General features: G+C 64.6%; 14 protein-coding genes. 5 read left to right on the top strand and 9 right to left on the bottom strand.

Going from position 1 to position 12143, the window contains the following annotated elements; translation table 11 throughout:
• Nucleotides 1–19: 19 nt before the first annotated feature.
• Genes ABZ677_RS21900 through ABZ677_RS21890 form a run of 3 tightly spaced genes read right to left on the bottom strand, consistent with a single transcriptional unit; the run spans nt 20 to nt 2882 of the window.
• Complete coding sequence (locus ABZ677_RS21900) at nt 20–1441, bottom strand: NAD(P)(+) transhydrogenase (Re/Si-specific) subunit beta (RefSeq protein ID WP_037193418.1); 1422 nt, start codon at nt 1439–1441, stop codon at nt 20–22.
• Complete coding sequence (locus tag ABZ677_RS21895; RefSeq protein WP_037193419.1) at nt 1441–1764, bottom strand: NAD(P) transhydrogenase subunit alpha; 324 nt, start codon at nt 1762–1764, stop codon at nt 1441–1443. Before ABZ677_RS21895 ends, ABZ677_RS21900 begins: the two co-directional genes overlap by 1 nt.
• Nucleotides 1764–2882, bottom strand: coding sequence for a Re/Si-specific NAD(P)(+) transhydrogenase subunit alpha (locus ABZ677_RS21890; RefSeq protein WP_037193420.1), 1119 nt, complete (start codon nt 2880–2882; stop codon nt 1764–1766). Before ABZ677_RS21890 ends, ABZ677_RS21895 begins: the two co-directional genes overlap by 1 nt.
• Before the next feature lie 254 nt (nt 2883–3136).
• On the opposite strand from ABZ677_RS21890, the gene ABZ677_RS21885 reads away from it, so the two are divergent.
• Complete coding sequence (locus ABZ677_RS21885) at nt 3137–3577, top strand: HIT family protein (protein WP_037193422.1); 441 nt, start codon at nt 3137–3139, stop codon at nt 3575–3577.
• Complete coding sequence (locus ABZ677_RS21880; protein WP_358373206.1) at nt 3574–4218, top strand: Type 1 glutamine amidotransferase-like domain-containing protein; 645 nt, start codon at nt 3574–3576, stop codon at nt 4216–4218. The genes ABZ677_RS21885 and ABZ677_RS21880 overlap by 4 nt, the downstream gene beginning before the upstream one ends.
• 8 nt (nt 4219–4226) lie before the next feature.
• Here the strand turns inward: ABZ677_RS21880 and ABZ677_RS21875 are convergent, their stop codons facing one another.
• Nucleotides 4227–4538, bottom strand: coding sequence for a hypothetical protein (locus ABZ677_RS21875; protein WP_037193424.1), 312 nt, complete (start codon nt 4536–4538; stop codon nt 4227–4229).
• 192 nt (nt 4539–4730) lie between these two features.
• Between ABZ677_RS21875 and ABZ677_RS21870 the strand changes: the two genes are divergently transcribed.
• The 3 genes from ABZ677_RS21870 (at nt 4731) to ABZ677_RS21860 (ending at nt 7260) form a co-directional block, all read left to right on the top strand.
• On the top strand, nt 4731–5246 hold the full coding sequence (locus tag ABZ677_RS21870; RefSeq protein ID WP_358373202.1) for a DUF3558 domain-containing protein: 516 nt from the start codon (nt 4731–4733) through the stop codon (nt 5244–5246).
• 4 nt (nt 5247–5250) lie between these two features.
• Nucleotides 5251–5787, top strand: a complete 537-nt coding sequence (locus tag ABZ677_RS21865) for a DUF3558 domain-containing protein (protein WP_037193426.1) — start codon at nt 5251–5253, stop codon at nt 5785–5787.
• Between the two features lie 90 nt (nt 5788–5877).
• Nucleotides 5878–7260: an FAD-linked oxidase C-terminal domain-containing protein gene (locus ABZ677_RS21860; RefSeq protein WP_358373199.1), complete on the top strand. Its 1383-nt coding sequence runs from the start codon at nt 5878–5880 to the stop codon at nt 7258–7260.
• Here the strand turns inward: ABZ677_RS21860 and ABZ677_RS21855 are convergent, their stop codons facing one another.
• The 5 genes from ABZ677_RS21855 to ABZ677_RS21835 are packed head-to-tail and all read right to left on the bottom strand — an operon-like array spanning nt 7261 to nt 12141.
• Nucleotides 7261–8571 (bottom strand): aspartate aminotransferase family protein, encoded by a 1311-nt coding sequence (locus tag ABZ677_RS21855; protein WP_094633247.1) that lies wholly within the window; start codon nt 8569–8571, stop codon nt 7261–7263.
• Nucleotides 8572–9708 carry an ABC transporter substrate-binding protein gene (locus tag ABZ677_RS21850; RefSeq protein WP_037193429.1) on the bottom strand — a complete coding sequence of 379 codons (1137 nt, stop codon included), beginning with the start codon at nt 9706–9708 and terminating at the stop codon, nt 8572–8574.
• Nucleotides 9705–10463, bottom strand: coding sequence for an ABC transporter permease subunit (locus ABZ677_RS21845; RefSeq protein WP_358373196.1), 759 nt, complete (start codon nt 10461–10463; stop codon nt 9705–9707). The genes ABZ677_RS21850 and ABZ677_RS21845 overlap by 4 nt, the downstream gene beginning before the upstream one ends.
• A complete protein-coding gene (locus tag ABZ677_RS21840) occupies nt 10460–11239 on the bottom strand; it encodes an ABC transporter ATP-binding protein (protein ID WP_037193432.1) in 780 nt (259 codons plus the stop codon). The genes ABZ677_RS21845 and ABZ677_RS21840 overlap by 4 nt, the downstream gene beginning before the upstream one ends.
• Complete coding sequence (locus ABZ677_RS21835) at nt 11236–12141, bottom strand: ABC transporter permease subunit (RefSeq protein WP_358373193.1); 906 nt, start codon at nt 12139–12141, stop codon at nt 11236–11238. Before ABZ677_RS21835 ends, ABZ677_RS21840 begins: the two co-directional genes overlap by 4 nt.
• Between the last annotated feature and the right edge of the window lie 2 nt (nt 12142–12143).

The following is a 12143-nucleotide window of genomic DNA, read 5'->3' as shown; positions in this document are numbered from 1 at the left end:
GGCTGCTGACTGCTCGCGACTAGAGAGCCTTGAGCTCCTCGGTCACCTCGGAAACCGATTTCTTCGCGTCACCGAACAGCATCGAGGTGCCCTCGGCGAAGAACAACGGGTTCTCGATACCTGCGAATCCGGACGACATCGACCGCTTGAGAACGATGACCGACTTCGATTGATCGACGTTCAGGATCGGCATGCCGTGAATCGGGCTCGACGGATCGTTGCGCGCAGCCGGATTGGTCACGTCGTTCGCGCCGATGACCAACGTGACATCGGTACGGGCGAACTCGTCGTTTATGTCGTCCATCTCCTTCATCGCGTCGTATGCGACGTCGGCCTCTGCAAGGAGCACGTTCATGTGCCCGGGCATGCGACCGGCGACGGGGTGAATGGCGTATTTGACCTCGACACCCTTCGACTCGAGCAGCTTGGCCATGTCCTTGACCGCATGCTGTGCCTGCGCAACGGCGAGGCCGTATCCGGGAACGACGATGACCTGGTTGGCGTACGCCATCTGGATGGCAGCGTCGGCTGCGGACGTGGCCTTCGCCGTTCCCCCACCTGCGCCGGCGGGACCTGCAGCTGCGTCACCGCCGCCGAATCCACCGGCGACGATTGCCGGAATGGATCGGTTCATGGCCTTGGCCATGAGGTTGGTCAGGATCGTGCCGGACGCGCCGACGATCATGCCTGCAACGATCATCGCGGTGTTGTTGAGCGCCAGACCTGCCGCCGCAGCAGACAAACCGGTCAGAGCGTTGAGCAGCGAAATGACGACCGGCATGTCTGCGCCGCCGATGGGCAGCACCACCGTCAGACCGAGAATTCCGGCGAGTACCAGAACCGCAACGATCCACCACTGCGACACCCCGCCGCCCGGAGTGGCGTTGATGCCGATGACCACTGCAGCGGCCACAGCGCCGATCAGCAGCAGAGCGTTGAGCGGCTGCTGCAATTTGCCGATGGTGATGGGCGAACCGGGCAGGGTCTCCTGCAGCTTGAGAAACGCGATCAGTGATCCCCAGAACGAGATCGACCCGATGATCGCCGCGAACAGCGACCCGATGACGATGTGGACAGTCGGTGATTCACCGTGCTTGAAGTTCGAGAATCCCGACGTGTCGAGGAACTCGGCCCAGGCGATCAACGCGACGGTTCCACCGCCGACGCCGTTGAACAGAGCCACCAGCTGTGGCATCGCGGTCATCTTGACCCGGCGAGCAGGCGGGATACCGAGCGCAACGCCGACGACCAGACCGACGACGATCAGAATCCAGTTGCCGGTGTCTCGGATGGAGATCAGCGTCGCCACGACAGCGAGGAACATGCCGACCGCGGCGATCTGGTTGCCACGCACGGCCGTCTTCGGTCCGGTCAGACCCATCAGGCCGTAGATGAACATGCCGAAGGCGACGATGTAGAGAATGTTGACGAGATTGTCCATCAGGAGTCAGCACCCTTCTTGGCCTCGGCAGGAACGGGCTTGGACTTGAACATGCCGAGCATGCGGTCGGTGACCACGAATCCACCGATGACGTTGACGGTTCCGAACACGAGAGCGACGAACAGGATGACCTGCAGGCCGATGGACGGATCGTCGACCTTGCCGAGCACCACCAGGGCACCGAGCACGACGATGCCGTGGATGGCATTGGTTCCCGACATCAACGGGGTGTGCAAGGTGTTGGGCACCTTGGAGATCACGGCGAAGCCGACGAACCCGGACAACACCAGGATCGCGATGTTCGCGAGCAGCGGGGTGTACATCAGTTCTCCTTCTCACGTGTCACGCAGGCACCGGCGAGAACCTCGTCCGAGAAATCGGGGGCGAGCTTGCCGTCGACCAACATGAGTTCGAGCAATGCCGAGATGTTCTTCGAGTACAGCTCGCTGGCGTGCTCGGGCATCGAGGCCGGCAGGTTCAACGGCGAGCAGATGGTGACATCGTGCTTGACGACCGTCTCGCCGGGCTCGGTGAGTTCGCAGTTGCCTCCGGTTTCCCCTGCGAGGTCGATCACGACGCTGCCGGGCTTCATGCCCTCGACGGCTGCGGCCGTGACCAGTCGCGGGGCGGGGCGTCCGGGAACCAACGCGGTGGTGATGACCACGTCGAATCCCTTGATGGCCTCTTCGAGAGCCTTCTGCTGTTGCACCCGCTCGTCTTCGGTCAGCTCACGCGCGTATCCGCCCTCGCCTGCGGCGTCGATCCCCAGGTCGAGCCACTGCGCGCCGACGGAGCGAACCTGATCCGCCACCTCCGGTCGCACGTCGTACCCGGTGGGGCGGCCGCCGAGACGCTTCGCGGTGGCGAGCGCCTGCAGACCTGCCACACCGACGCCCAGTACCAGCACGGTAGCGGGCTTGACGGTGCCAGCGGCGGTGGTGAGCATCGGGAAGAACCGGGTGGACTCCGACGCGGCCAGCAGCACGGCCTTGTAGCCGGCGACGTTGGCCTGAGAGGACAGTGCGTCCATCACCTGCGCCCGCGAGATCCGCGGGATCGCTTCGACGGCGAAGGCCTGTACTCCGGCCGCCTTCAACGCCCCGATGCTGTTCTCCGCGTTGCGCGGTGCCAGGAATCCGATGAGCGTCGAGCCCGACTTCAGCTTGGCGATCTCGGCATCGGACGGCGGCGCAACCTTCACCACGACGTCCGCCGACCATGGATCACCGATGGTCGCTCCGGCGGCGACGTACAGCTCGTCGGGAATCAGTGCGCCGAGACCGGCACCCGATTCGACGACGATCTCCACGCCCTTACCCGTCAGGGAGGCAACGATCTTGGGCACCAGGGCGACGCGACGTTCGCCCTCCCCCGATTCCCGAACCACACCGACGACAGTCGTGGATCCCGAACCCTTCTCAGTGCTCTGCGATGTATCCAAATCTCCGTCTTCCTGCGTTGAATGGTGTCCACTGATCGGCCGATGGTCCCGAACGTGCGACGAGTGGACGAACCCATGCGACAAAGGCACAAGGTCCCTGATAGTAGCCAGAGGAGACAGACCGCGGGTAACCCGGAACACAGTCCGATTCGTTCTGAATCGAGTCCGTTCGGCATTCCGCGGTTACAGGACGAGCAATTGTGATGCACGCCATACAGGTCTATCGGTGATGATCGGACCCTACAGTGACAACCGTGGAATCTTGCATCTTCTGTGCCATCGTCGCCGGCGACGCCCCCGCGCACCGTGTGTTCGAGAACGACCACGCGATCGCCTTTCTCGACATCCGGCCGGTCAGTCGCGGACACCTGCTCGTCGTCCCGCGCGAGCACGCCACCGATCTGAACTCGACCCATCCGGACGCGGCCGCCGACGTGTTTCGCGTCGGACACACCCTGTCGCGCGCAGTGCGCCACTCGGACCTGCGCGCCGACGGAGCCAATCTCGTCATCAACGACGGCAAGGCCGCGTTTCAGACGGTCTTCCACCTGCATCTGCACGTGGTGCCCCGGTGGCACCGGGATCGCTTCCGGTTCGCGGCCGGGTTCGTGACACGTCGCCTGAGTGAGCCCGAGCGTGTCGCGGACGCCGTTCGCGTCGGGTTGGCCCGGCTGAACGGCGAATCGACAGCATGAAGCTGTTCCTGTCGTCCTATCGATTCGGCGGCCACTCGGACGCTTTCGTCGAGCTCACCGGGCCGCCGTCCGATATCGCGATCATCGCGAACGCATCGGACGCGTGGCCCCTCGCCGCTCGCACGTCCTCGCTCCGAAGCGAGTTCGGTCCGCTGCGGGCGCTCGGGTACCGGCCTGCCGAGCTGGATCTGCGCGATTACGTGGGTCGGCCCGCCGCATTCGAGCGCGCACTCGACGGCTTCGGTGCAGTGTGGGTGCGCGGGGGCAACACCTTCGTCCTGCGCGCTCAACTCGCCCGCTCGGGTGCAGACGAGATCCTCACCGAGCATGTTCGGCGGGGATCGATCGTGTACGGCGGATACAGTGCGGGCGCGTGTGTGGCCGCACCATCGTTGATCGGAGTCGAGGACGCGGACGACCCTGGCGAGGTTCGGCCCGCCACCGGTGTCGATCCGGTGTGGATCGGACTGGGCCTGGTCGATTACTCGATTGTCCCGCATCTGAATTCTGTTCTGGACGACAATGATTCGGGGCACGCTACGGTGCAGCGCCTACGCAGGGACGGTGTCGACTGTCATGGGTTGACCGACGAACAGGCCATCGTCGTCGATGCGTCGGGGACGCGGTTGCTCGGTACTTGACCCTTACTTCAGCCCAGGCGGGCAAGTGGTGCGAGCCGGTCCAGCGAGGACCATGCCAGCGAGCACCGCCTGGCGGTCATCTCGTCCGCGTCGAGCACCAGCATGTCGAACAACTGCCGAGGGGCCTGATGCCACGAGTCGGCAATGCGCGCGATGGTTGCTCGATCGAACAGCCCTGACTGCGTCAACGCCTGAACCCATTCGTCGATCTCGCCTCGGTGAATGCGCTCGATGGTGTCGTATTCGATTCCGCCCCCGAGGAATTCGTACGAGAACATCGCGGCCACGTAGTTCCAGGAGTCACTTCCGGGATCGATCATGGTGCAGCCTCCTTGTCGACTCGCACCGCGTGGGGTGCGAGGTTCGCTGCGCTGGACGCTAGCGTGGCGAACTACAAATTTGCGTGTCGGCGACGCATCGATCTGGTAACGCCTGAGGCTGGTGTTACTGATGTGACTCACTTCTATCAAACGCTCCCCCTCTGCCGTGCAGGGTGGGTAAAGTCCGCATTCGTGCGCACCAGGGCCGTTACAGCGTTGATCGCGGCGGTCGGGTGTGTACTGGTCGGATGCTCCGACACACCGGGCACCGAAGCCGATCCGGATCCGTCCGAGACGGCCGACCAGCCCGTGACCGAAGAGCTCTTCGTCGGTGAATGCGGGTCGATGGACAACACGGAAGTGCAGACACTCACGGCCGTTCCCGATCTGACGGTGGTGTCCGAGAACGCTGTTCGATGCCGATGGGAATCCGCGAGCGGCGCGTACGCGATGTTCACCTGGTACCGCGGCAGCCCCATCGACCGAGAGAGTTCCGTGGCCGAAGCCGTCGGCCGCACCATCGAGCGCATCGATGTGGACGGACACCCGGGATTCACCGCAGCAGCGTCGGGCGCGTCGTGCGAGGCCGGGGTCGAGAACGGGGACGGCTTCGTGCACTGGTCCGTCAACTACGTGGTCGACTGCCCCCGTGACTCCTGCGACGTCGTCGAAGATCTGGCCAGATCCACGATCTCGAAGGCGAAGTAGCCCGATGACGACGTTCCCTTCCACCGATTCCACCCGTCGCGTCCTCGCCGCTGTCCTCGTGACTGCGGCCGTCGGTACCGGATGCACCACCACCGTGACCGGTACGGCGGTACCCGCTCGATCGGGCGGCAGCGGACAGTTCGACAAGCTGCTCGAGGAGTGCATCGCCGTCCCGGATCCCACCATCGCCGAAACGGTGGGAGCAGACCTCGTCGATCAGTACTTCTACGGTGCGGTGTGCATGTGGACCGGGATCGGTGCAGGCGGACTCATCGACGTGACCTTCGCCTGGTTCGAGAACGATGCACTCTCGCGTGAGCGAGAGCTGGCCGATCGACTCGGCTACACCACCGAAGACGTTGCCGTTGGCGGCACCACAGCGTTCCTGTCGCGACGACCGGCCGACCCGTCGTCGTGCGGAATCAGCGCGGCGTACTCGGGCGTCATCACCTGGTGGGTGCAGTACCGAGGCGGCAGTCCGGCCGACCCGTGCGCCGCCGCCACCGAACTCGCAGAACTGACGCTGCAACGCAATCAGTGATCGAGCGTCGACCGACCCCGACTCCGCCGCACGCGCGGCCGTGACAGACTCGGGTGTCGACGGTCACATTTTCGACGTGAGGAGACCGAGATGTCGGTGACGACCGATGCAGATGCCCGCCTGAGCGAGCTCGAATCCCTTCTTTCGCCCGGCGCGGTGGTCACCGACCCGGACATCACCGAGGGCTACCGACGCGACTGGGCGAAGGATCCCGACGCCGGAACCCCGCTGGCCGTCGTGCGCGCACAGTCCACCGAGGACGTTCGTGCCGTGATGCGGTGGGCCACCGAGCACAACGTGGCGGTCGTCCCGCGCGGTGCCGGATCGGGTTTGTCCGGCGGAGCCACCGCCGTGGACGGCGGAATCGTGCTCACCACCGAGTTGATGCGAGAGATCACCGTCGATCCGGTGACCCGCATCGCCGTCGTACAACCCGGGCTGCTCAACGTCGAGGTCAAGAAGGCCGTCGCGGAACACGGCCTCTGGTACCCACCGGATCCGTCCTCGTTCGAGATGTGTTCCATCGGAGGCAATGCGGCCACCAATGCGGGCGGCCTGTGCTGTGTGAAGTACGGAGTCACCACCGATTACGTTCTCGGTCTCGAGGTCGTCCTGGCCGACGGTACCGCCGTCCGACTGGGCGGGCCACGCCTGAAAGACGTTGCAGGCCTGTCCCTTGCGAAGCTGTTCGTCGGCTCCGAGGGCACGCTGGGCATCATCACCGAGATCACTCTTCGATTGATTCCGGCGCAACCTCCCGCCAGTACGGTGGTCGCCTCGTTCGCGTCGGTGCACGACGCGACCGCCGCCATTCTGGCCATCACCCGGAACTTGCGGCCGTCGATGCTCGAATTCATGGACCGCGCGTCCATCGGTGCCGTCGAGGATGCCATGAACATGGGGCTCGATCGCGAGGCGGCCGCGATGCTCATTGCTCGGTCCGACTCCCCCGGTGCCGACCGAGGTCGCGAGATCGAGATCATGGCGGCCGCGTGCACCGAGGCCGGGGCCTCGGATGTCTTCACCACCGACGACCCCGATGAGGGTGAGGCCTTCGCTGCCGCAAGGCGATTCGCCATTCCCGCGGTCGAACGACTCGGCAGCCTGCTGCTCGAGGACGTCGGGGTTCCACTGCCCGCACTACCGGCCCTGGTCGACGGAATCGCCGAGCTGTCCACGAAATACGACGTGCTGGTGGCGGTCATCGCCCACGCCGGCGACGGCAACACCCACCCTCTGATCGTCTTCGACCCCGAGGACGCCGACATGACACGGCGCGCCAACATCGCATTCGGCGCGATCATGGATCTGGCAATTTCCTTGGGCGGCACCATCACCGGCGAACACGGCGTCGGTCGCCTCAAGAAGGCTTGGCTGCCCGATCAGGTGGGTGAGGACGTCATGGAACTGACCCGCCGGATCAAGACCGCACTCGATCCGGCAGGCATCCTCAATCCCGGTGCGGTGCTGTGATCACCCGTCGACGGTGAACCCGTCCGCCACCGTCAGCACCTCGTCGAGGATTTCCAGTCCCTGACGAATCTCGTCCTCCGAGGTCGTCAGCGGGGGCGCGATCTGAAGGCGGTTGCCTGCCACGAACGGCCACAGCCCACGTGACTTCGCCGCGGCGGTCACCGTGCCCATGGCCGCTGCGTCCTTGCCCGACGCGGCGAACGGCACCAGCGGTTCCTTCGTCTCGCCGTCCTTGACCAATTCGACGGCCCAGAAGAATCCCTTGCCGCGCACCTCACCCACGCTCGGATGAGATTCGGCCAGCTTCGACAGGCCCGCACCGAGTACGTCCTCCCCGACGTGACGCACGTGCGGAAGGATCTTGTCGCGCTCGAACACTCCGATGGATGCCACGCCGGCGGCGCACCCGAGCACGTGGCCGGAGTAGGTCAACCCTCCCGGATAGGCTTTGTGGTCGAACTGCGAGGCGATCTTCTCCGAGATGACCACTCCGCCGAGGGGGATGTACCCGGAGTTGACGCCCTTGGCGAACGTGATCAGATCCGGTGTCACATCCCAGGCCTGGCATGCGAACCATTCGCCGATTCGCCCGAACCCGACCATCACTTCGTCGGCAATGTAGACGATCCCGTACTTGTCGCACAGCGCCCGAACCCCGGCCAGATATCCGGGCGGCGGGATCAGCACACCGTTGGTGCCGATGACCGATTCCAGGATCAGTCCGGCGATGTTCTGCGCACCCTCGAGCACGATGACCTGTTCCAGGTGCGCCAGTGCTGCGGCCGTCTCGTCCTCGGGAGTCGTTGTGCCCCAGGGTGACCGGTACGGATACGGCCCGAAGAAGCGTACGACGTCGACGTTGGTCGGTTCGGTGCCCCAACGCCTCGGCTCGCCGGTGAGACCGATCGCAACTCCGGTTCCACCGTGGTACGAGCGGTACGCGGCGAGCATCTTCGTACGCCCGGTGTGCTGTCGCGCCAGCCGCACCGCATGCTCGACGGCTTCTGCGCCACCGGTCGTGAAGAACACTCGGTCCAGATCACCCGGCGCACGTTCGGCGATCAACGCGGCGAGTTCACTGCGCTTGTTGTTGGCCACGGTGGGAGAAATGGTCGTCAGAACCTGGGCCTGTTCGACGATGGCGGCGACGACGTCGGGGTGTTGATGCCCGAGATTGACGTTGACCAGCTGCGACGAGAAGTCCAGGTACCGCTTGCCCTTGTCGTCCCAGAACCACGACCCCTCCGCACCCTCGACGGTGATCGGATTCAGTTCGGCCTGCGCCGACCAGGAGTAGAACACGTGATCCATCTACTTGCCGCCTTCCTCCAGTGTGACCTCCATCGGAGCGTACGACTCCCCGGTGACATCCACACCGTCGGCCTTCAACAAATCCAGCGCCTGGCTCACGTACTCGTTGGTGTAGGCCTCGGCGTCGGGATCGGCGGTCAGCACCGTCGAGCCCTCGGCGTTCTTCGTCGTCTTGGCGATGTCGACGGTCTGCTGCCATGCCGCCTCGTCGATCATCCCGATGCCGTCCGCCGACGGCCAGATCAGCTTGTTGACTTCGTTGACCTGCCAGAGCTGATGGCTCGCGCCCAGTGTGGACCCCGCGGCGACGGTGATGTCGCGGCACTTCTCGACGTTGTCTCGGCAGAAGATCCAGCCCTTCAGCGAGGCCGCCAAGAATTTGACCGTCTGCTCCTGGTAGGCCTCGTCGGAGAGCTTGTCGGTGTTGGCCCAGATCGCGTCCTGCAGCATCGCGACGCCGTCGTCGTTCCAGTTCAGCGACGCGAAATCGTCTGCGGTGTAGAGCGCACCGGTTGCGGGGTTCACGGTCTCGAGCAACTGCGCGTACTCGTTGTACGACATCGCCTGGGCGGCGGCGATATCACCGGACAGCAGTCCGTTCATGTCGAACTGCTGCTGCACCAACGTCACGTCGGAGGGACTGACCCCGGCCTTGGTCATACCGGCGAACAGCTCGAATTCGTTGCCGTAGCCCCAGTTTCCGACGGTCTTGCCCTGGAGGTCGGCCGGTGAGGCAATGTTCTGATCCTTGAACGAGACCTGCAATGTGCCCGACTTCTGGTAGATCTGGGCCACGTCGGTGATGCCGGCGCCGGCTTCACGGGATGCGAGCGCCTTCGGCACCCACGCGACGGCATAATCGGCCTGCCCCTGTGCGAGCACAGTTTGCGGGACGATATCCGTTCCACCGTCGAGGATTTCGACGTCCAGCCCCTGTTCCGCATAGAAACCCTGATCGACGGCGGCGAGGTAGCCCGCGAACTGGCCCTGTTTGAACCACTGCAGTTGCAGCTTGATCGTGGTGTCCCCGTCGGCGGTGGTGTCGGTGTCGGTCGTGGTGGTACTGCAGGCCGAGGCGACCACCGCCAGAGCCATGACGACGGCGAAAAGAGGTCGGGGGGTTCGAGTGATGTTCATATCCATCTTTCCTGGGGACGACGCCGGGACACGAGTTTCTCGAGCAACAGAACAACCACGAAGAACAGCAAACCGACTGCGATGGCACCCATCACGTAGGCCCACGCCCGGGGGTAGGCCGTGTTCGCCGCGGCGGAGGTGATCCGCGACCCCAAACCGTTCTGCAGTCCACCGAAGTACTCGCAGATGATGGCAGCAATGACAGCATTGGGAGCCGCAACCCGCAAGCCGGTGAAGATGTGCGGAACGGCGGACGGGAGGCGAACGATTCGGGTGAACTGCCAACCACCCACGGCATACGACGTCATCAGGTCGTGGTGCACAGCCGAGACCTGACGCAGTCCTTTTGCCGCACTGACGAATACCGGGAAGAACACGACGATGGTCACCACGAGTCGCCGCGGTAGATCGGTGGTCGAGGAGAACATCGAGTTGAACACCGGCGCAAGAGCGACGATCGGAACGGCTGCGGCACCCGCTGCCAACGGGGTGAGCAGCTCGTCGACGATCCGCAGGCGAACCGCTGCCATTGCCGCGAGGAGACCGAGCACCGACCCTGCGATCAACCCCACGAGAGCGTTGGTTCCCGTTGCCAGACTTGCCGATCCGATGTTACCGAGGTTCCGCACGAATTGCTCGGCGATGACGCTCGGCGACGGCAGCAGGAACGACGGAACCCCGGCGACGACCGTGAGCAACTGCCACAGTGCGAGCGCCGCCGCACCGAACACCACCGGCGGCAACCAGACCTTCATCGCAGTTCCGCACTGCGAACCGTACGGCCGTGCAATGCGTCACGAACCGCGGTGATGGACGAGAAGAACTCCGCCGATTCGCGCGGATCCCCGTTCGTGTCGAATCTGTCGATCGTGAGTGTGTCGACGATCCGTCCCGGGCGTGGGGACATGACAACCACCCGATCGGACAGGTACACCGCTTCGGGAATCGAGTGGGTCACGAACACCACTGCTGCGCCGGACTCCTCGGCGATGCGCAGTAGGTCGTTCTGCATCTTCTCTCGGGTCATCTCGTCCAGGGCCCCGAACGGTTCGTCCATCAACAACAGTCCCGGTGTTCGGGCGAGCGCCCGCGCGATCGCCACTCGTTGCTGCATCCCACCGGATAGCTGGCTGGGAAATCTCTCTGCGAAATCGGTGAGTCCGACGAGGTCCAGCAGTTCGCGAACTCGTTCTGCCCGAGCGCGTTTGGGCACCTTGTGCAGTTCCAGCGGCAATGCGACGTTCGATTGCACTGTGCGCCAATCGAGCAGCCCTGCCTGTTGAAAGGCGATGCCGTACTTCTGTTCGACGCGGGCTCGGCGTGCCGACAGGCCGAACACCGATACCGAACCGGACGTCGGTTGCTCGAGATCGGCCACGATGCGGAGCAACGTCGACTTGCCGCAACCCGAAGGCCCGATGAGCGAGACGAATTCACCGGGGGCGATCGCGAGCGATACATCCTCCAGCGCAGTCACTCCCCCGTCGAACGTCTTGCCGACGCCCTCGACGAGTACCGCATGCTCGGTCATGTCTGTGCCCTTCGCGCTGATGCACGGCCCGCGTAGCGGCCCAGTGCGATATCGAGCAGCGACACCAGTGCGGTCACCACGAGTCCGAGCACCGCAGCGCCCAGAACGGCTGCGTACAAGCGGGATGCGTCTCCTGTTGCCTGCTGCGAGAACACGATGATCTGCCTACCGATACCGCCGGTCGTACCGGTGGAGATTTCGGCGACCACGGCACCGATCACGGCGGCCGCAGCAGCCAGACGCAGTGCCGGAATCAGATGCGGCACAGAGGCGGGCAGGCGTAGTCGAACCAGGGTGGTCCACCATCCGGACGCGTAGCTGTGCATCAGATCGAGTGCTGCTCGATCGGGTGCACGCAGGCCGCGCAGCATCCCCACTGCCACTGGGAAGAACGCGAGATACGACGCGATGACGGTGATGCTCATCCAGGGCTGCCACGCGTACCCGCCGATGGCGATCTTCCCGCCCCAGCCGGCGACGAGCGGTGCCAACGCGATCAACGGAACCGTCTGCGAGACGATCACATACGGCGACAAGGACCGCTCGACCCACACGAACCGCTGCATCGCCACCGCCAGCACCAGCCCGACCACCGTCCCCAGCGCGAACCCGAGTACCGCGAGCCCGAACGTGAACAGGCCACTGGACACGATCGCGGCACCGACACTGCGAGCCCCGGCGACGTTCACCTCGGGCACGGTCAGCGCCGCCAACACCGACCACACGTGGGGTAACGCGCCGTCGTCGGTGCGCGGGAGCACCCGCACTCCGGCGACACTCACCCCGTTCGCGGGGACGAGCACTTTCACCAGCTCCCAGAACACCAGCAACACGCCGACGGCCACCACTGCCATCAACGGACGCCGCACTCCTCGATTCGCACCGGCTGGAGTAGCTGCCACCA

Source organism: Rhodococcus sp. NPDC006774 (genome assembly GCF_040636045.1).
In the GTDB taxonomy this organism is placed as follows: domain Bacteria; phylum Actinomycetota; class Actinomycetes; order Mycobacteriales; family Mycobacteriaceae; genus Rhodococcoides.
The sequence above is the reverse complement of the archived record's forward strand: the minus strand, read 5'-3'. Positions and strand labels throughout refer to the sequence as shown.

Bases quoted from the DNA above. Each gene is read 5' to 3' on its own strand.
- ABZ677_RS21865 (WP_037193426.1), top strand. From the start codon at position 5,251: ATGACGACGTTCCCTTCCACCGATTCCACCCGTCGCGTCCTCGCCGCT.
- ABZ677_RS21855 (WP_094633247.1), bottom strand. From the start codon at position 8,571: ATGGATCACGTGTTCTACTCCTGGTCGGCGCAGGCCGAACTGAATCCG.
- ABZ677_RS21875 (WP_037193424.1), bottom strand. From the start codon at position 4,538: ATGATCGATCCCGGAAGTGACTCCTGGAACTACGTGGCCGCGATGTTC.
- ABZ677_RS21880 (WP_358373206.1), top strand. From the start codon at position 3,574: ATGAAGCTGTTCCTGTCGTCCTATCGATTCGGCGGCCACTCGGACGCT.
- ABZ677_RS21850 (WP_037193429.1), bottom strand. From the start codon at position 9,708: ATGAACATCACTCGAACCCCCCGACCTCTTTTCGCCGTCGTCATGGCT.
- ABZ677_RS21840 (WP_037193432.1), bottom strand. From the start codon at position 11,239: ATGACCGAGCATGCGGTACTCGTCGAGGGCGTCGGCAAGACGTTCGAC.
- ABZ677_RS21895 (WP_037193419.1), bottom strand. From the start codon at position 1,764: ATGTACACCCCGCTGCTCGCGAACATCGCGATCCTGGTGTTGTCCGGG.
- ABZ677_RS21845 (WP_358373196.1), bottom strand. From the start codon at position 10,463: ATGAAGGTCTGGTTGCCGCCGGTGGTGTTCGGTGCGGCGGCGCTCGCA.
- ABZ677_RS21900 (WP_037193418.1), bottom strand. From the start codon at position 1,441: ATGGACAATCTCGTCAACATTCTCTACATCGTCGCCTTCGGCATGTTC.
- ABZ677_RS21860 (WP_358373199.1), top strand. From the start codon at position 5,878: ATGTCGGTGACGACCGATGCAGATGCCCGCCTGAGCGAGCTCGAATCC.